This window comes from Halomonas kalidii, assembly GCF_030010475.1.
Lineage (GTDB): Bacteria > Pseudomonadota > Gammaproteobacteria > Pseudomonadales > Halomonadaceae > Halomonas > Halomonas heilongjiangensis.
In genome coordinates this window covers 1-16,571 of the sequence record NZ_JASCQN010000056.1, presented here as the reverse complement: position 1 = coordinate 16,571, position 16,571 = coordinate 1, and the positions used below count along the sequence as shown (strand labels likewise).

At 66.0% G+C, this 16,571-nt stretch carries 16 protein-coding genes; 10 read left to right on the top strand and 6 right to left on the bottom strand.

Translation table 11 applies throughout. From position 1 onward, the window contains the following. Positions 1 to 15: 15 nt before the first annotated feature. Positions 16 to 1,515, bottom strand: a complete 1,500-nt coding sequence (glcD, locus tag QLQ85_RS22615) for a glycolate oxidase subunit GlcD (protein ID WP_282741061.1) — start codon at positions 1,513 to 1,515, stop codon at positions 16 to 18. A 216-nt stretch (positions 1,516 to 1,731) separates the two neighbouring features. Between glcD and glcC the strand changes: the two genes are divergently transcribed. Then, positions 1,732 to 2,511, top strand: coding sequence for a transcriptional regulator GlcC (glcC, locus tag QLQ85_RS22610; RefSeq protein ID WP_282741060.1), 780 nt, complete (start codon positions 1,732 to 1,734; stop codon positions 2,509 to 2,511). Positions 2,512 to 2,582: 71 nt separating this feature from the next. Next, positions 2,583 to 3,107 carry a gamma carbonic anhydrase family protein gene (locus QLQ85_RS22605; protein ID WP_282741059.1) on the top strand — a complete coding sequence of 175 codons (525 nt, stop codon included), beginning with the start codon at positions 2,583 to 2,585 and terminating at the stop codon, positions 3,105 to 3,107. 96 nt (positions 3,108 to 3,203) lie between these two features. On the opposite strand, the gene QLQ85_RS22600 is transcribed toward QLQ85_RS22605, so the two are convergent. After that, positions 3,204 to 4,904, bottom strand: coding sequence for an L-lactate permease (locus QLQ85_RS22600; protein ID WP_282741058.1), 1,701 nt, complete (start codon positions 4,902 to 4,904; stop codon positions 3,204 to 3,206). 357 nt (positions 4,905 to 5,261) lie between these two features. Here QLQ85_RS22600 and QLQ85_RS22595 point away from each other — a divergent pair, with 357 nt between their 5' ends. From QLQ85_RS22595 to QLQ85_RS22585, 3 genes are all read left to right on the top strand, one after another. Next, positions 5,262 to 5,969 (top strand): glutathione S-transferase N-terminal domain-containing protein, encoded by a 708-nt coding sequence (locus QLQ85_RS22595; RefSeq protein ID WP_282741057.1) that lies wholly within the window; start codon positions 5,262 to 5,264, stop codon positions 5,967 to 5,969. A gap of 51 nt (positions 5,970 to 6,020) precedes the next feature. After that, on the top strand, positions 6,021 to 6,710 hold the full coding sequence (locus tag QLQ85_RS22590) for a glutathione S-transferase C-terminal domain-containing protein (protein ID WP_282720763.1): 690 nt from the start codon (positions 6,021 to 6,023) through the stop codon (positions 6,708 to 6,710). Between the two features lie 163 nt (positions 6,711 to 6,873). After that, positions 6,874 to 7,230 (top strand): phasin family protein, encoded by a 357-nt coding sequence (locus tag QLQ85_RS22585; protein ID WP_282741056.1) that lies wholly within the window; start codon positions 6,874 to 6,876, stop codon positions 7,228 to 7,230. A gap of 87 nt (positions 7,231 to 7,317) precedes the next feature. Here QLQ85_RS22585 and QLQ85_RS22580 read toward each other — a convergent pair whose 3' ends face one another. Next, a complete protein-coding gene (locus QLQ85_RS22580) occupies positions 7,318 to 7,941 on the bottom strand; it encodes a phosphoribosyltransferase (protein WP_282741055.1) in 624 nt (207 codons plus the stop codon). A 174-nt stretch (positions 7,942 to 8,115) separates the two neighbouring features. Here QLQ85_RS22580 and QLQ85_RS22575 point away from each other — a divergent pair, with 174 nt between their 5' ends. Beyond that, complete coding sequence (locus QLQ85_RS22575) at positions 8,116 to 8,970, top strand: hypothetical protein (RefSeq protein ID WP_282741053.1); 855 nt, start codon at positions 8,116 to 8,118, stop codon at positions 8,968 to 8,970. A gap of 116 nt (positions 8,971 to 9,086) precedes the next feature. Then, on the top strand, positions 9,087 to 10,505 hold the full coding sequence (locus QLQ85_RS22570; RefSeq protein WP_282741052.1) for a uracil-xanthine permease family protein: 1,419 nt from the start codon (positions 9,087 to 9,089) through the stop codon (positions 10,503 to 10,505). A 185-nt stretch (positions 10,506 to 10,690) separates the two neighbouring features. Here the strand turns inward: QLQ85_RS22570 and uraD are convergent, their stop codons facing one another. Further along, on the bottom strand, positions 10,691 to 11,224 hold the full coding sequence (gene uraD, locus QLQ85_RS22565; protein ID WP_282741051.1) for a 2-oxo-4-hydroxy-4-carboxy-5-ureidoimidazoline decarboxylase: 534 nt from the start codon (positions 11,222 to 11,224) through the stop codon (positions 10,691 to 10,693). Positions 11,225 to 11,421: 197 nt separating this feature from the next. Here uraD and uraH point away from each other — a divergent pair, with 197 nt between their 5' ends. From uraH to QLQ85_RS22550, 3 genes are all read left to right on the top strand, one after another. Continuing rightward, on the top strand, positions 11,422 to 11,775 hold the full coding sequence (uraH, locus tag QLQ85_RS22560) for a hydroxyisourate hydrolase (RefSeq protein WP_282741050.1): 354 nt from the start codon (positions 11,422 to 11,424) through the stop codon (positions 11,773 to 11,775). Positions 11,776 to 11,854: 79 nt separating this feature from the next. Beyond that, positions 11,855 to 13,063, top strand: a complete 1,209-nt coding sequence (locus QLQ85_RS22555) for a urate hydroxylase PuuD (protein WP_282741049.1) — start codon at positions 11,855 to 11,857, stop codon at positions 13,061 to 13,063. A gap of 125 nt (positions 13,064 to 13,188) precedes the next feature. Further along, the gene (locus tag QLQ85_RS22550) at positions 13,189 to 13,923 is read left to right on the top strand and encodes a GntR family transcriptional regulator (protein ID WP_282720772.1); all 735 of its coding nucleotides are present in this window, start codon (positions 13,189 to 13,191) and stop codon (positions 13,921 to 13,923) included. A gap of 66 nt (positions 13,924 to 13,989) precedes the next feature. Here the strand turns inward: QLQ85_RS22550 and QLQ85_RS22545 are convergent, their stop codons facing one another. Together QLQ85_RS22545 and QLQ85_RS22540 are read right to left on the bottom strand one after the other, a co-directional pair. Then, on the bottom strand, positions 13,990 to 15,444 hold the full coding sequence (locus QLQ85_RS22545; protein ID WP_282741048.1) for an NCS1 family nucleobase:cation symporter-1: 1,455 nt from the start codon (positions 15,442 to 15,444) through the stop codon (positions 13,990 to 13,992). A gap of 156 nt (positions 15,445 to 15,600) precedes the next feature. Beyond that, a partial coding sequence (locus QLQ85_RS22540; RefSeq protein ID WP_282741047.1) for a cytosine permease occupies positions 15,601 to 16,571 on the bottom strand: 971 nt, incomplete at its 5' end.

Genomic DNA, 16,571 nt, shown 5'->3' with positions numbered 1-16,571 from the left:
GATCGTTTCGGCTCCTCAGAAGCGCGGCAGCTCGGGGTGCGGCAGTTGGCCCGCGTGCACGTGCATGGCGCCGAACTCGGCGCAGCGGGCCAGCGTCGGGATGTTCTTGCCCGGGTTGAGCAGCCGCTCGGGGTCGAAGGCCGCCTTCACCGCGTGGAAGGTGGTGATCTCGTCGGGGCGGAACTGGGCGCACATCTGGTTGATCTTCTCGCGGCCTACGCCGTGCTCGCCGGTGATGGTGCCGCCGACCTCGACGCACAGCTCGAGGATCCTGCCGCCGAGCGCCTCGGCCTGCTCGAGCTCGCCCTCGCGGTTGGCGTCGAACAGGATCAGCGGGTGCATGTTGCCGTCGCCGGCGTGGAAGACGTTGGCCACCCGCAGGCCGTATTCCGCGGAGAGCTCGGCAATGCCCTTGAGCACCCGGGGCAGCTCGCGGCGGGGAATGGTGCCGTCCATGCAGTAGTAGTCCGGTGACATGCGGCCCACGGCGGGGAAGGCGTTCTTGCGCCCGGCCCAGAACTTCGCCCGTTCGGCCTCGTCGCGGGCCTGCTGGATGCCGGTGGCGCCGGCGGCCTCGAGTACCCGGCGCACCGTCTCGCAGTCGTCGTCGACGTCGGCCTCGACGCCGTCGAGCTCGCAGAGCAGGATCGCCTCGGCCTCCACCGGGTAGCCGGCGCGGATGAAGTCCTCGGCGGCGCGGATCGCCAGGTTGTCCATCATCTCGAGCCCGCCGGGGATGATGCCGGCGGCGATGATGTCGCCGACGGCGCGGCCGGCCTTCTCCACATCGTCGAAGCTCGCCATCAGCACCTTGGCGGTCTCCGGCTTGGGCAGCAGCTTGACGGTGATCTCGGTAACCACGCCGAGCATGCCCTCGGAGCCGGTGAACAGCGCCAGCAGGTCGAAGCCCGGGGCATCCAGCGCCTCGGAACCGAGCGTCATGCGCTCGCCCTCGATGGTCAGTACCTCGACCCGGATCACGTTGTGGACGGTGAGGCCGTACTTCAGGCAGTGCACGCCGCCGGCGTTCTCGGCCACGTTGCCGCCGATCGAGCAGGCGATCTGCGACGAGGGATCGGGGGCGTAGTAGAGGCCGTAGGGGGCGGCGGCCTCGGAGATGGCCAGGTTGCGCACCCCGGGCTGGACCCGGGCGATGCGCGCATCGGGGTCGACGGCGAGGATGCGATCGAAGCGCGACATCACCAGCAGCACGCCCTGCTCCAGCGGCAGGGCGCCGCCGGAGAGGCCGGTGCCGGCGCCGCGTGTCACCACCGGCACACCCAGCGCCCGGCAGTGCTTGAGCAGGGTCTCGACCTGTCCGAGGGTCTCGGGCAGGGCGACCAGCATGGGCAGCACGCGGTAGGCGGAGAGACCGTCGCACTCGAAGGGGCGCAGGTCCTCCTCGCGGTGCAGCAGGGTCAGGTCGGGAGCCGCCCGCTGGAGCTCGGCGAGCACCGCGGCCTTGTCGATGCGCGGCAGCTCGCCGTCTAGCCTGTCGTCATGGAGGATATTCATGGTGACTCCCCGTGCGTCTCGGTAATGAGCGTCTCGGTAATTCTGTGACCGCGGGCGACAATCTGTGGTTTTGTTGCACGCCTGTCCAGCCTATGGTGTGGTGGTCAGACCAGTAATTCGTCTATTATATGGAAAGTATTTCCAATCTACGCCCTTGCAGCGTAAACGGCCAGTCACCGGTTTACCACTGCGATCGGGCAATCCAGGGAGCATGCGATGGCCTTCCCGACCGACGACCTGCGAGGTGGCATGCGCACCCCCGAGAGCGTCGCGGCCAGGCTCGAGAAACTGATCCTCGATGGCATCTTCCGCCCCGGGCAGCTGCTGCCCTCCGAACGACGCCTCTGCGACAAGCTGGGGGTGTCGCGTGCCTCCCTGCGCGAGGGGCTCAGGATCCTGCGCAGCAAGGGGATCATCGAGACCCGTCATGGCCATGGCTCGACGGTGGCGCACTTGCTGCCCGCCCAGGACCAGAGCCCGCTGATGCACCTGTTCAGGAGTCATCCACGGACGCTGTACGACCTGCTCGAGGTGCGGGCGTTGCTCGAGGGCGAGTCGGCGCGGCTCGCCGCGAGCCGGGGAACGCCGGCGGACCGGGTGTTGATCACCCGCCGTTACCGGGAGATGGCAGACTATGCGGAAGCGGCCGATCCGATCGACGTGGAGCAGTTGGCGCGCCTGGACCATGCCTTCCACCTGGCGATCTGCCAGGCCTCGCACAACCCGGTGCTGGTGCATACCCTGCAGAGCCTCACGGACCTGTTGCTGAGCTCGGTCTTCGCCTCGGTGAAGCACCTCTACCATCGCCCGGGGCCGCGGGAGATGATCAACCGCCAGCATGCCCGGCTGCACCGGGCCGTGGTGCAGGGCAAGCCGGAGCTGGCACGGCGCGTGGCGCTGGAGCACCTCTCCAGTATCGGCGACAACCTGCGGGAGATCGAGGCCGAGAACGAGCGCCTCGAGCGCTCGGCCATGCGCCTGGAAGGCTGGGAGTGAGGGCGGCGCAAGGCGTCTCGCCGCGGCTGGCACGCTTGAACGGTGATACAACCCAACTCGAGGAGAACCCCATGGCGATCTATCAATACGGCGAGCAGGTCCCGGTCATCGGCGAAGGCGTCTACGTGGCCGAGACCGCCGATGTGATCGGGCAGGTCACTCTCGGGGGCGACGCGAGCGTGTGGTATCAGGCGGTGCTGCGTGGCGATACCGACCATCTCGAGGTCGGTGAACGCAGCAATATCCAGGATGGTGCGGTGCTGCACGCCGACCCCGGCTATCCGCTCAAGGTCGGGCGTGGCGTGACGGTGGGGCACCAGGCGATGCTGCATGGCTGTACCATCGGCGATGGCAGCCTGGTCGGCATCCAGGCGGTGATCCTCAACGGCGCGGTGATCGGGCGAAACTGCCTGGTCGCGGCCGGGGCGGTGGTCAAGGAGGGGGCTAGCTTCCCGGACAACTCGCTGATCGTCGGGGCGCCGGCGAGGGTGGTGCGCGAGCTCTCCGACGAGGCCATCGAGGGCCTGAGAAAGAATGCCGAGGGCTACGTGGAGCGCGGCCGGCGCCATGCCAGCAAGCTCAAGCGCATCGACTGATCGGTAGCGACTGCCCGCCCGGCGCGTGGGCCGAAACGACACCGCCCCCATGGCCATGCCATGGGGGCGGTGTCGTTGCCGGGTCACGGTGGCGTTTCAGCCGGCGCGCAGCAGCGGGTCCGAGATGCCGAGCACATAGAAGGCCACCAGCCCGATGATCCCGGCGGCGATCAGGTAGTAGAGCGTCGGCAGGATGGTCTTGCGGATGGTGATGCCCTCGCGGCCGAGCAGGCCCACGGTGGCGGAGGCCGCGACCACGTTGTGGATGGCGATCATGTTGCCCGCCGCGGCGCCCACGGCCTGCAGGGCGACCATCATGGCGGTGGAGAGGCCGAGCTGCTGGGCGACGTTGAACTGGAAATCGGCCAGCATCAGGTTCGAGACGGTGTTCGAACCGGCAATGAAGGCCCCCAGCGCGCCCACCGCCGGGGCGAAGAACGGATAGACACCGCCCACCCCATCGGCGACGAACTGGGCCATGGCCACCGGCATCGAGACCAGGTCGGCGGCATTGATGCCCGAGTTGATCAGGATTCGCACCATGGGGATGGTGAAGATCAGCACGAAGCCGGCACCGAAGATGGTCTTGGTCGACTCATGGATGGCCGCCGACATCTCGCGGGCGTTCATGCGGTGCAGGAAGTAGGTGACCGCCACCACCATCAGGATGATGCCGCCGGGCAGGTAGAGCGGCTCGATGCTGCCGGAGACGCCGCTCTCGCCGAGGATGTTGGTCCAGCCGAGGCTCAACGAGGTCAGCGCATTCTTGAGCGGCTCGATGGTCCGCGAGGCAACCAGGAACACCGCCAGCAGCACATAGGGCACCCAACCCATCAGGGTGGTGATCGGGCTCTTGCCCACGATGTCCTCGGTCTTGATCACCAGCTTGCCGATCCACTCGTCCGGCCATGACTTGGCGTCCGGGAAGTCCCAGGTGTCCCTGGGGATCAGGAAACCCTTTTGCGCGGCGGGCACGACGATGGCCAGGCCGACCATGGCACCGATCATCGACGGGAATTCCGGCCCCAGCAGCACGCCAGCCAGCATGTAGGGCACCACGAAACAGACGCCGGTGAAGATGGCGAAGGGGGTGATGGAGAGGCCTTCCTTCCAGGAGCGGTTGGCGCCGAAGAAACGCACCATGACCACCACCATGATCAGCGGCATCAGGACGCCGACGATGCCGTGGGTGATGGCGACCTCGCTGGTCACCAGCCGGAAGAAGACCTCCCAGCTGGAGCCGCCGGACTCGAGGGTCTCGGTGATGCCGGCACGATCCAGGCCGCCGGAGACACCCACCACGATGGGCGTGCCCACGGCACCGAACGACACCGGCGTGGACTGGATCATCATGCCCACCACCACGGCGGCCAGGGCCGGGAAGCCGAGTGCGACCATCAGCGGCGCCGCCACGGCGGCGGGGGTGCCGAAGCCCGAGGCGCCCTCGATGAAGCAGCCGAACAGCCAGGCGACGATAAGTGCCTGTACTCGGCGGTCGGGGCTGATGCCCGAGAAGCCCTTGCGGATGGCGGTGATGCCGCCCGAGTGCTTCAGGGTGTTGAGCAGCAGGATGGCGCCGAAGATGATCCACAGGATCGAGACGGTGAGGATCAACCCCTGGAAGGTCGAGGCGAGTATCCGGTTGAAGGTCATCTCCCAGGCGAAGAGGCCGATCAGGGCCGTGACCACGAAGACGACCGGCATGGCCGTCCTGGCGGCCACGCGGAAGCCGATCAGCAGTACTCCGGCCAGTACCAGGGGCACGAAGGCGAGTAGTGCAAGGGTGGTATCAGTCATGAGGCTGGTTTTCCTCGGGTTGTTGTCGAACGAGTCGCGAGGCTTGGCATTCGTCTGCCGCCGGGGCGGCGGACGGTCGCAAGATACGCCTACTTCGGCCGGGATGACCATATCTGGAAAATTGGTATGACCAATATGTGAAAGACTTTCCGTTTCAGCGATGGTGGTGGAATTCATTGAAAATACGGTTGTTTTGACGCGTAGGGGCGAACGATTCCCGGCCGGGGAGGGGGCGCCCGCTTAGACTAATGGACAAGCCAGTGTCACCAGATGACCAGGAGAGAGGTGCCGGTTGGCGGGGCTCGGCAAAGCCTGGCACTATCGAGTCATGAATCTCACCGGATACGAGGAGTCGGCATGGCACGGATACTCTACGACCTGCGCGGTATCGATGAGGGCCTGCGTTTCTCACCCTACTGTTGGCGGGTCAAGTACGCCCTGGCTCACAAGGGGCTGGACGTGGAAACGCGGCCCTGGCGCTTCACCGACAAGGAGGCGCTGGCCTTCGCCGGGCACGACAAGGTGCCGGTGCTCGTCGATGGCGACGAGGTGGTGACCGAGAGCTACGACATCCTGCGCTACCTCGATCGCGCCTACCCCGAGGCGCCGTTGCTGGGAGAGGGCGTCGCCGAGGCCCGGGCGCGCTTCTTCAAGCACTACGCCGAGCGCTCGCTGGCCCCGGCGATGATGCGCACGATCATCATGGACCTGCTCAACGCCATCCATCCCGGTGACCGCGACTACTTCCGCGAGACCCGTGAGAAGCGCTTCGGTCGGGCCCTCGAGGAGTTCCACTCGCCTGCCAAGGGGCTCGCCCAGCTCGATGCCGCCCTGGAGCCGCTGCGCGGCCACCTTCAGGAGTCCGATTATCTCGACGGCGACGCCCCGGCCGCGGCCGACTATCTGGTCTTCGGGAGTTTCATGTGGGCCCGCTGCGTCTCCAGCGCCGACCTGGTGTCCAACGCCGACCCGGTCTACGCCTGGGTCGAACGCATGCTCGACCAGCATGGCGGGCTGGGACGCCGCGCCATGCGCGTCACCGATATCGAGGGCGCCTACCGCTGAGCCGGTGGCGTCCGTCCGCAGGGCCATGAAAGATCAGCCAAGGAGAGAAAGATGATCGAGCTCTACTACTGGACGACGCCCAACGGCCACAAGATCACGATCTTTCTCGAGGAGGCGGGCCTGGAGTATGAGGTTCGCCCGATCAACATCGGTCGGGGGGAGCAGTTCACCGCCGAGTTTCTCGCCATCGCGCCCAACAACCGGATTCCGGCCATCGTCGACCGCATGCCTGCCGATGGTGGCCAGCCGCTGGCGCTGTTCGAGAGCGGTGCGATCCTCGAGTACCTGGCCGACAAGACCGGGTGCTTCCTGCCGCAGAGCGGCCGCGAGCGCTACGTGGTAGTGCAGTGGCTCTATTGGCAGATGGCCAATCTCGGCCCGATGGCCGGGCAGAATCATCACTTTCTCAACTACGCGTCCGAGAAGATCGAGTACGCCATCGAGCGCTATGTGAGGGAGACCTCACGGCTCTACGGTGTTCTCGACCGACGGTTGGACGACCACGAGCATGTCGGCGGCGACGACTACTCGATCGCCGACATGGCCATCTACCCCTGGGTGAGATCCTGGGACAAGCAGGGGCAGGACATCGAGGAGTACCCCAACGTGCTGCGCTGGATGCGTGCCATCGAGGCGCGCCCGGCGGTGCGGCGTGCCTATGCGTTGGTGGAGGACATCAACCCGGGCGATGGGGTGGAGATGGACGAGGAGGCCCGCCAGTACCTGTTCGGGCAGCGCTGAGCCACCGTCTTCCCTGCGTGTGCCCGAGCGGCGCACGGCCTCTGGGCTGGCGGTGACGTGGAGAGCCGTGGAAATGGGTGTTGCGACGCACAAGAAGCCCTGCTATGTTGCAATGCAACACAAGGCGTTCTGCCTTGGCTTGCCACCCAGATGGAGGTGTCTCATGAGCAAAGCAACCACCGAGAAAGCTACCGAGCAGTTTCAGAGCGTGTTCGTCGAGCCGGCGCGTGCCTATGGCTCGCTGGCCCTGGAGTACAGCGAGAAGCTGATCTCCACCCAGTTCGACGCCGCGCGCGCCCTCACGGACATGAGCCTGGCCCAGACCCGCAGCTGGCTGGACGTCAAGGATCCCGACAGCTTCAAGAAAGTCGTGGAAGGCCAGCAGAAGGCCGCTCAGGACCTGGGCGAGCGCTTCAAGGGTGACGCCGAGAAGGTCGTGGCGCTGAGCCAGGAGTATCTTCAGAAGGGCCAGAAGCTGGTCGAGGACAGCGTGAAGTCGGCCACCGCCGCCGCCAAGTAACGCCATCGGCTGCCCAGGCGGCCGGATAATACCACGGGCCGCCCCCTTCGGGGGGCGGCCCGTTCTCGTTGTGTGGAGAGGGGGGCGTCACGCCTCGTCTCCTCCGAGCAGGGCGATGACCTCGTCATCCTCCACCTGGCCGAAGTCAACGAAGAACTGGCCGACGGCCCGGAAGTGAGGCGGTGCTTCGAGGCAGACCACCTCATCGGCCAGGGCGGCGAGCCTTTCCACGGTATCGGGCGGGGCCACGCCGATCGCCGCGATCAACCGGGCAGGGGCGCGCTGACGGAGGGTGGTCAGGGCGGCGGCCATGGTAGCGCCGGTGGCGCTGCCGTCGTCGATCACCACCACGGTGCGTCCCCTCGGGTCGATGGGGGCGCGCACCGGCGTGTAGCGGCGGCGCCGCTCGGCGATCAGCTCGCGCTGACGCTCGATCTCCTCGGCGAGCACCTCGTCGGGGCAGTAGCGGGCCTCCTCCTCCAGGTACACGCTGCCGTCTTCGCTGACCGCCCCGATGGCGAATTCCGGGTTGCCGGGGGCACCGACCTTGCGTACCAGCACCACATCCAGCTCGCCGTCCAGGGCGTCGGCGATGACCCGTCCCATGGGGGCGCCGCCCCGCGGAATGGCCAGCACCAACGGGTTCTGCCCTGCCAGGTGACTCAGCCTCTCGGCCAGGCGCTCGGCGGCTTCGCGGCGATTGCGGAACATGATGACCTCCCTTGCGGCCGGTTCTTCCTCGATAGTCTAGTCGGCTCCCGCCATCACGACGAAAGGCGGGGTGAATGTGGAAATATTTTCCGTATACGGTTTTTTGGTCTATTGTGTCTCTCGCGTTAGGCATGGTGTGTATACAGATAAACACAACAAGCGGAGACATTTCTTATGCGACACCGCACCCCCGTGCGCCTGTTGGCCGGCGTCCTGCTGATCGGCGGGCCGCTGGCGGGCGTCGCCCAGGCGGCCACCTGGAGCGACACCTTCATCGGCTATCGCTATGGCACCCAGTTCACCGAGCCGAGCAACCCCCGGGACGTCGAGAAGCACGTTCTGCAGTTCACCCACGCCAGTGGCTACGCGCTGGGGCAGAACTTCCTCAATGTGGACCTCCTGCAGTCGGACAGCGCGGACCCCACCGAAGCCGGCGGCGATACCGGCGCCACCGAGGCCTACCTCACCTACCGCCATCAGCTCCACTCCGGGAAGCTGTTCGGCGAGGCGCTGGCCTTCGGGCCGGTCAAGGAGGTGGCGCTGAGTGGCGGCGTCGACCTCAACACCAAGAACACCGCATTCGCGCCGCGCAAGCGCATGCTGCTGGCCGGACCGACCCTCAAGTTCGACGTGCCCAGGGGCTTTGTCGACCTGAGCCTGCTCTATGCTCACGAGTGGAACCACTGCGGTGCGAGCTTCTGCAACGTCGACGAGATCGAGTTCGATCCCTACTACCAGATCAGCCTGGCCTGGGGGCTGCCCTTCGAGGCGGGCACCCTGCCGCTGAAGTTTCAAGGCTTCTACAACTACAACGGCGAGAAGGGCGACGACTATCAGGGCAATGCCACCAAGCCCGAGCAGCTGATGCGCGCCTCGCTGATGTTCGACGTGGGCAGGCTTGCCTGGGGCGAGGAGAACCAGCTGTGGGCCGGGGTCGGCTACGAGTACTGGCGCAACAAGTTCGGCAACCACGGCAAGCCCGGGGTGGATACCGATGCGCCCACCTTCCAGCTCGAGTGGCACTTCTAGGCCCTGAGCAAAAGAAAATGTATACAACTTTATGACTAAAAAGTGACCTGTTAATGGTTATTGGTGTCGACATGCGGTATGCATTGACGACGGACAACAACAGCCCCGGATAGCCCATGACAATCAAGACGCGCAACACCTCGCTGTTCGACTTCTACGGTCGACCGCCTGTCCACAAGGCGCTGCCCATCTCGCTGCAGCACGTGCTGGCGATGATCGCCGGCGTCATCACCCCGCCGATCATCATCGCCGGGGTGGTGGGGTCCACCCCCCAGGAGAAGCTGCTGCTGATCCAGGTGGCGGTGCTCGCCTCGGGCATCTGCACCCTGTTCCACCTCTACGGCGTGTGGAAGTTCGGCGCCCGACTGCCGGCCATCTTCGGGGTGGGGTTCGCCTACGTGCCGACCCTGATCGCGGTGGGTGGCCAGTTCGGCATCGAGGGGATCCTCGGCGCCCAGCTGATCGGCGGCATCATCATGATGGTGGTCGGCTACTTCATTCAGTACATCCGCCACCTGTTTCCGCCCATCGTGGCGGGCACCGTGGTGCTGGTGATCGGCCTCTCGCTCTACGACATCGCCATCCGCTACATGGCCGGCAGCGGTAACGTCGACGCCGAGGGCTTCGGCGACCTGGCCAACTGGATGGTCGGTATCATCACCCTGCTGGCGGTGCTGGTGGCCTCCCAGTTCGGCCGTGGCGTGGTCAGGCTGTCGGCGATCATCATCGGCATCCTGGTCGGCTATGTGGTGGCGCTGCCGATGGGCATGGTGGACTTCAGCTCGGTGGCCGAGGCGCGCTGGATGGCGGTGCCCGAGTTCATGCCCTTCCAGATGGAGTTCCACTCGGCGGCGATCGTCTCCATGGTGGTGATCTGCGTGATCAACTCGGTGCAGACCATCGGCGACCTTTCCGCCACCAGCGTGGCGGGCATGAACCGCGAGCTTAAGACCCGCGAGCTGACCGGCGGCCTGCTGGGCAACGGCCTGACCACCGCGCTGAGTTCGCTGTTTGCGGCGCTGCCGACCTCTACCTTCAGCCAGAACGTCGGCATCGTGGCGATGACCAAGGTGATCAGCCGCTACGTGCTGGCCATCGCCGGCCTGTTCATGTTGCTGGCGGGCCTGAGCCCCAAGTTCGGCGCCATCATGACCACCATTCCCTACCCGGTGCTGGGCGGTGCCACCATCACGGTGTTCGGCATGATCACCATGACCGGCATCCAGCTGCTCATCAAGGACGAGCTCTCGGCGCGCAACCTGACCATCGTCGGCCTCTCGCTGGCCCTGGCGCTGGGCATCGCCGAGGTGCCGGCGGCCATCGAGCAGTTCCCGGAGATGGTTCGCAACATCATTGGCGGTGCGCCCATCGTGGTGGCGGCGATCACCGCCTTCGTGCTCAACATCGTGCTGCCCCGGCGCTCCCTGGCCGATGAACAGCGCGAGCGCGAGGAGCTCGCCCGCGCCGACGCCGAGGCGGCCGGCGAGAGCGTCGATGCCGGTGAGGCCGAGGCCGCCACCGGCATCCAGCGCTGAGTTCCGTCCCGTCTTACGCTCCACACCCGCCCGGCCAGCGCCGGGCGGGTTCCCGCGTGGCCATCCTGCCGCATCCTTCGTTGGACGTCCGAGGGAAGGGGAGCGCCCCCGGATAAACGCCGCGGGGCGACAGCATCACCGGCGCCCCGCGACGCACGAGGGAAGGACGTCAGGTCGGGTGGGGCTCAGCGGCCCTCCTCGGCACGGGCCTCGAGGCGCAAGCGGGCGATGCGATTGATCTGCTCCACCGCGGTGCGGCGCTCCTCGGCGGGGTCGTTCTCCAGGCGGGTCTCGAAGGCGTCGAGGATGGCATAGCGGTCGCTGCCCTTCACCGCCATCACGAAGGGGAAGCCGAACTTCGCCTTGTACGCTTCGTTGAGTCGCTCGAAGCGTGCGAGCTCCTCCGGCGAACACTGGTCGAGGCCGGCGCCGGCCTGCTCGCGGGTGGAGTCGTCGGTCAGGTCGCCGGCGATGGCGGCCTTGCCGGCCAGGTCGGGGTGGGCGCGGATCACCTCCAGCTGGCGCTCGGCGGGGGCGGAGGAGAGCGCCTCGCCCATCGCCTCGGCCAGGGCGGCGGGGGTGTCGTGGCGCGCCTCGAGGCCGTTCTCCCAGGCCAGCTCGGCGACCCAGGGCGAGTGCTCGTAGATCTCGCCGTAGCCGGCCACGAAGGCGGCCTTGTCCAACTGGCTGGGGCGCGGGGTCAGGGTCTTGTCGGTCATTGTCATGCTCCTGTGGGTGGTTCCCGGATCTTCTCGACCAAATGTATACAAAAAATGTTTTGAAATGTACTCCAATAATGTCTAAAACTGTCTTCATGAGGTGAGGGTAGCCTTCCGGCCCCGCCACCGACAAGCGAAACCCGCGATTCACACCCGACGCTCACGACAACACTCACGACAACACAAGGAGAGCCACGATGGGACGTCTGACCACCCACGTTCTCGACACCGCCCTGGGCCGCCCCGGCGAGGGCATTCGCATCGAGGTCTATCGCCTCGAGGGCGAGGGCCGCACCCGCCTCAAGGAGGAGGTGACCAACGACGACGGCCGCTGCGATGCGCCGATCCTCGAGGGCGAGGCCTTTACCGTCGGCGAGTACGAGCTGGTGTTCCACGCCGGCGACTACCTGCGCGCCCGGGGTGTCGAGGCGCCGGAACCGCGCTTCCTGGACGCCATCCCGCTGCGCTTCGGGGTGGCCGACGCCGACGCGCACTACCACGTGCCGCTGCTGCTGTCGCCCTATGGCTACTCCACCTATCGCGGCAGCTGAGGATTACCACTCGCCGACTTTTCGCACCACGCCCGGTCATCAGTCATCAACAACAATGCAATAAAATGAGGTTCCCCTCATGCAAGCCTACCTGCTGGATTTCGCCAACTTCATGCTGCGCTGGCTGCACGTCATCGCGGCCATCGCCTGGATCGGCGAGTCGATCTACTTCGTGATGCTGGACAACGGCCTGCGCCCGCCCAAGGCCGCCGAAGACCGCGACAAGGGCGTCTTCGGCGAGATGTGGGCCGTGCACGGCGGCGGCTTCTACCACAACCAGAAGTACGCCACGGCGCCGGCCAAGCTCCCCGAGGACCTGCACTGGTCGTTCTGGAAGGCCTACACCACCTGGCTGTCGGGCTTCGCCCTGTTCATCCTGCTCTACATGGCCAACCCGAGCTTCTACCTGGTCAACCCCAACGCCAGCTGGGAGTGGGCCGCCGGCATGAACGGCTGGCAGGCCAACGTGGTGGCGCTGCTGTTCCTGCTCGGCGGCTGGGTGGTCTACAACGAGCTGTGCAAGCGCATCAGCCCCAACATGACCCGCGACGGGGTGCTGAGCCTCGCGGTGGCGGTGATGATGGTGGTGGTCTCCTACCTGAGCACCCAGATCTTCTCCGGCCGCGCGGCCTTCCTGCTCACCGGTGCGGTGATGGCCACTGCCATGTCGGCCAACGTCTTCTTCTGGATCATTCCCGGCCAGCGGCGCATGGTGAAGGCCATGAAGGCCGGCGAGGCACCCAATCCGCTGGACGGCAAGCGCGGCAAGCAGCGCTCGGTGCACAACACCTACTTCACCCTGCCGGTGGTGCTGCTGATGATCAGCAACCACTACTCCTTTGCCTACTCCCACGAGTACGCCTGGGTGATCATGTCGCTGTTCATCTTCGGCGGCGCGCTGATTCGCCAGTTCTTCGTGCTGATGCACTCGGGCAAGATCCAGCCTGCCTATCCGGTGGCCGGTACCGCACTGATCGCCGTCGCTTTCTGGGTGGCCATGCCCGGCGCCTCCACCGGCGGTGGCGGCGCCGCCCAAGCCAGCGCCGCGGTCTCCCTGGAGGAGATCCAGCCGATCATCGAGACCCGCTGCGTGGCCTGCCATGCCAGCGAGCCCAGCCAGGCGGGCTTCAATGCCCCGCCGGCGGGCATCGCCTACGACAGCCATGAGCAGATCGCCCAGCAGCGTGACAAGATCCAGGAAGTGGTGGCCAGCGGCTACATGCCGCTGGGCAACATGACCGGCATGACCGACGAGGAGCGCGAGGCCATCGCCGCCTGGAGCGACTGATCCCTGCCGGCGACGCGATCCGCGACGACCCGCCGTGGCGGCGGGTCGTCGCGCTCGGGACAGTCGTCGATCGGGTCGCTTAGCGTATACAATGAGGGCAGTCAGGGGTCGAAGGAGAGAGCTTCATGAACCAGCGCCAGACCGTGGCCGAGCGCAAGCCTGCCGGAACTCGCCTGGGCAAGAATGGCGATGGTGCCGAACGCCATGATGCCATCTACCGCTCGATCAGCGATGCCATCATCGAGCACCGGCTCAAGCCGGGGGCGCGTCTGCGCGAGGATGCCTTGTCGGAGGTGTTCGGGGTCAGCCGGACCGGCATTCGCAAGATCCTCCAGCGCCTGGCCCTGGAGCAACTGGTCACCCTGACGCCGCGGCGTGGCGCCAGCGTCACCCGGCCCACGGCCGACGAGGCCAAGGATGTCTTCGATGCCCGGCAGATGATCGAGTGCGGCCTGATGCCGGAGGTCGCCCGTCGCATCACCGAGGCCGACGTGCGCGAGTTGCGTGACATGGCACGGCGCGAGCGCGAGGCGCTGAAGTCCGGCCAGCAGAGCACGGCGATCAAGCTCTCCGCCGCCTTCCACGAGCGCCTGGCCCGGCTCTCGGGCAACGCCACCCTGGCCGAGTTCGTCGGTCGGCTATGCTCGCGCTCCTCGCTGATCCTCGCCGTCTACGGCAATGCCGGCCACCTGGGCTGCGAATCCCACGACCACGACGACCTGATCGGCCATCTGGAAGCCGGCAACGGTGAACGCGCCCAGGCCTTCATGAGCCGCCACCTCAAGGCCATCGAGGCCTCGCTCTCGATCGTCGAGGAGGAGCAGGAGGCGCCCGACCTGCACAGCATCTTCGGCGCCTGAGGGCGCGGTGCCGGTAGGCCCTCCCGGGCCAGGCTGGCCCGGGAGGGGCAAGGGACCAGGTCGCGCTCATGACCGGGTGGGGGCGGCCGCGACCGCCTGGTTGCGCATCAGGACGTAGTAGAACAGGCCACCGAGCCCGGCGCCGATCAGCCACGCATAGCCGCCGAGCGCTGCCAGGGCGGGAACCCACACCGAGGAGATCGAGAACAGCGCGGCCAGCCCGAACGCCATCAGGGCCTTCTGGTTCCAGCCCTTGACGTAGTAATAGGCACTGCCGGGGGCCGAGGAGAACATCTGCTGGATATCCAGCCGCTGATGCTTCACCAGGTAATAGTCGACCACGATGATGCCGTAGAAGGGCGCGATGATGGCGCCCAGGGCATTGACGAAACCGGGCACGCCGATCTGGCTGATCACCGAGACCCACAGCGCGCCGACGAAGAAGGCAATGATCGCCGTGATCAGCCCGCCGATCTTGAAACTGATCCTGCTCGGGAACAGGTTGGCGAGGTCGTAGGCCGGCGGGATGAAGTTGGCGACCAGGTTGATGCCCACGGTGGCGGCGAAGAAGGTCAGGGCGGCGACGATGGTCAGCGGCAGCGAATCGACGCGCTCGACGATGTCCGCCGGGTTGGTCAGGGCATCACCGAACAGCACCAGGGTGCCGGCGGTGATGATCAGGGCGATGAACGAGAAGAAGGCCACGTTGAGCGGCAGGCCGAGCAGGTTGCCGAGCTTCATTTCGCGTTCGCTGCGCACGAAGCGGGTGAAGTCGCCGAAGTTGATCACCACCGCGGCGAAGTAGGCGACCATGGTGCCGACGATGGCCAGGAAGGCGACGACGCCACTGCCCGAGCGTTCGCTGTCGGCACTGAAGATGGTGGCGATGGCGGGCAGCAGCTCGCTGCCGGCCTGGATCCACACCACGATCATCAAGGCCACCATCACCACGTAGACCAGCGGGCCGGCCCAGTTGAGGAAGTGCTTGATGCGGTCGATGCCCTGCCAGAAGATCGCGATCTGGAACAGCCACACGATCACGAACGACACCCAGGCCACGCCCGACAGGCCGAGGAAGGTCGTGCCGTCGCCGGCGCCGAACAGGGCGGTGATCAGCAGCGCCACCGCGGTGGAGGCGAAGTAGGTCTGTACCCCGTACCAGAAGATGCCGATGATCGCCCGCAGCATGGCCGGCAGGTTGGCGCCGCGTACCCCCATGCTGGCGCGGATCATCACCGGGAAGGGGATGCCATACTTGACGCTGGGCTTGCCGGTCAGGTTGACCAGGAACATCACGATCACCCCGGCCAGGATGATCGCCGCCATCACCGCCCAGCCATTCAGCCCGTAGGTCAGGAACAGCGACGCCGCCAGGGTGTAGCCGAACAGGCTCTGGATGTCGTTGGACCACACGTTGAAGATCTCGAACCAGCCCCAGGAGCGCTTGCTGTGTGGTATCGGGGCCAGGTCCGCGTTGTAGAGCGTCGAGTCGATGCTCTTGATTTCCAGTTCGCTGTCCATTCTGAAGTGCTCCCTGTGATGAAGTGTTGTGATGTTCTCTTCAACTTAAGATAGTCAGGGTGAATCCGCCTGCGATGAAGCGAGGGACGGCGACCATCACGCTACCCCCGAGCCAAGCGGCTCGGGGGTAGCGTTTTCAGGAGCGTAGGAGTCGTCCTACGACTGGGTTGCGGCAATCGCTACCTTATGGCTGCGCATGAGGAAGTGGTAGAAGAGGCCACCGAGGCCGGCGCCGATCAGCCATCCGTATCCATTCAGGTCGCTGAGGGCGGGAATCAGGACGGTGGAGATGGAGAACAGCGCCGCCATGCCGAAGGCCGCCAGGGCCTTGCTGTTCCAGCCCTTGACATAGTAGTAGGCGCCTGCGGGGTCGGAAGAGAACAGCTCCTGCATGTTGAGCTGCTGGCGCTTGATCAGGTAGTAGTCGACCACGATGATGCCGTAGAAGGGGGCGACCACGGCGCCCAAAGCATTGACGAAGCCGGGGACGCCGATCTGGCTGATCACCGACACCCACAACGCGCCGACGAAGAAGGCGATGATCGCCGTGATCAGCCCGCCGACCTTGAAGCTGATCCGGCTCGGGAACAGGTTGGCGAGGTCGTAGGCGGGGGGGATGAAGTTGGCGACCAGGTTGATGCCCACGGTGGCGGCGAAGAAGGTCAGGGCGGCGACGATGGTCAGCGGCAGCGAGTCGACGCGCTCGACGATGTCCGCCGGGTTGGTCAGGGCGTCGCCGAACAGCACCAGGGTGCCGGCGGTGATGATCAGGGCGATGAACGAGAAGAAGGCCACGTTGAGCGGCAGGCCGAGCAGGTTGCCGAGCTTCATCTGGCGCTCGGTCTTCACGAAGCGGGTGAAGTCGCCGAAGTTGATCACCACCGCGGCGAAGTAGGCGACCATGGTGCCGACGATGGCCATGAAGGCCGCGATCGAACTGCCGGAGTGACTGCCGTCGCCGCTGAAGATGGTGCCGATGGCGGGCAACAGCTCGCTGCCGGCCTGGACCCAGACGATGATCATCAGCACCAGCATCACCACGTAGACCAGCGGGCCGGCCCAGTTGAGGAAGTGCTTGATGCGGTCGATGCCCTGCCAGAAGATCGCGATCTGGAACAGCCACACGA

Coding starts and splice junctions, on each gene's coding strand:
- glcD (WP_282741061.1), bottom strand. CDS start 1,515: ATGAATATCCTCCATGACGACAGGCTAGACGGCGAGCTGCCGCGCATC.
- glcC (WP_282741060.1), top strand. CDS start 1,732: ATGGCCTTCCCGACCGACGACCTGCGAGGTGGCATGCGCACCCCCGAG.
- QLQ85_RS22605 (WP_282741059.1), top strand. CDS start 2,583: ATGGCGATCTATCAATACGGCGAGCAGGTCCCGGTCATCGGCGAAGGC.
- QLQ85_RS22600 (WP_282741058.1), bottom strand. CDS start 4,904: ATGACTGATACCACCCTTGCACTACTCGCCTTCGTGCCCCTGGTACTG.
- QLQ85_RS22595 (WP_282741057.1), top strand. CDS start 5,262: ATGGCACGGATACTCTACGACCTGCGCGGTATCGATGAGGGCCTGCGT.
- QLQ85_RS22590 (WP_282720763.1), top strand. CDS start 6,021: ATGATCGAGCTCTACTACTGGACGACGCCCAACGGCCACAAGATCACG.
- QLQ85_RS22585 (WP_282741056.1), top strand. CDS start 6,874: ATGAGCAAAGCAACCACCGAGAAAGCTACCGAGCAGTTTCAGAGCGTG.
- QLQ85_RS22580 (WP_282741055.1), bottom strand. CDS start 7,941: ATGTTCCGCAATCGCCGCGAAGCCGCCGAGCGCCTGGCCGAGAGGCTG.
- QLQ85_RS22575 (WP_282741053.1), top strand. CDS start 8,116: ATGCGACACCGCACCCCCGTGCGCCTGTTGGCCGGCGTCCTGCTGATC.
- QLQ85_RS22570 (WP_282741052.1), top strand. CDS start 9,087: ATGACAATCAAGACGCGCAACACCTCGCTGTTCGACTTCTACGGTCGA.
- uraD (WP_282741051.1), bottom strand. CDS start 11,224: ATGACCGACAAGACCCTGACCCCGCGCCCCAGCCAGTTGGACAAGGCC.
- uraH (WP_282741050.1), top strand. CDS start 11,422: ATGGGACGTCTGACCACCCACGTTCTCGACACCGCCCTGGGCCGCCCC.
- QLQ85_RS22555 (WP_282741049.1), top strand. CDS start 11,855: ATGCAAGCCTACCTGCTGGATTTCGCCAACTTCATGCTGCGCTGGCTG.
- QLQ85_RS22550 (WP_282720772.1), top strand. CDS start 13,189: ATGAACCAGCGCCAGACCGTGGCCGAGCGCAAGCCTGCCGGAACTCGC.
- QLQ85_RS22545 (WP_282741048.1), bottom strand. CDS start 15,444: ATGGACAGCGAACTGGAAATCAAGAGCATCGACTCGACGCTCTACAAC.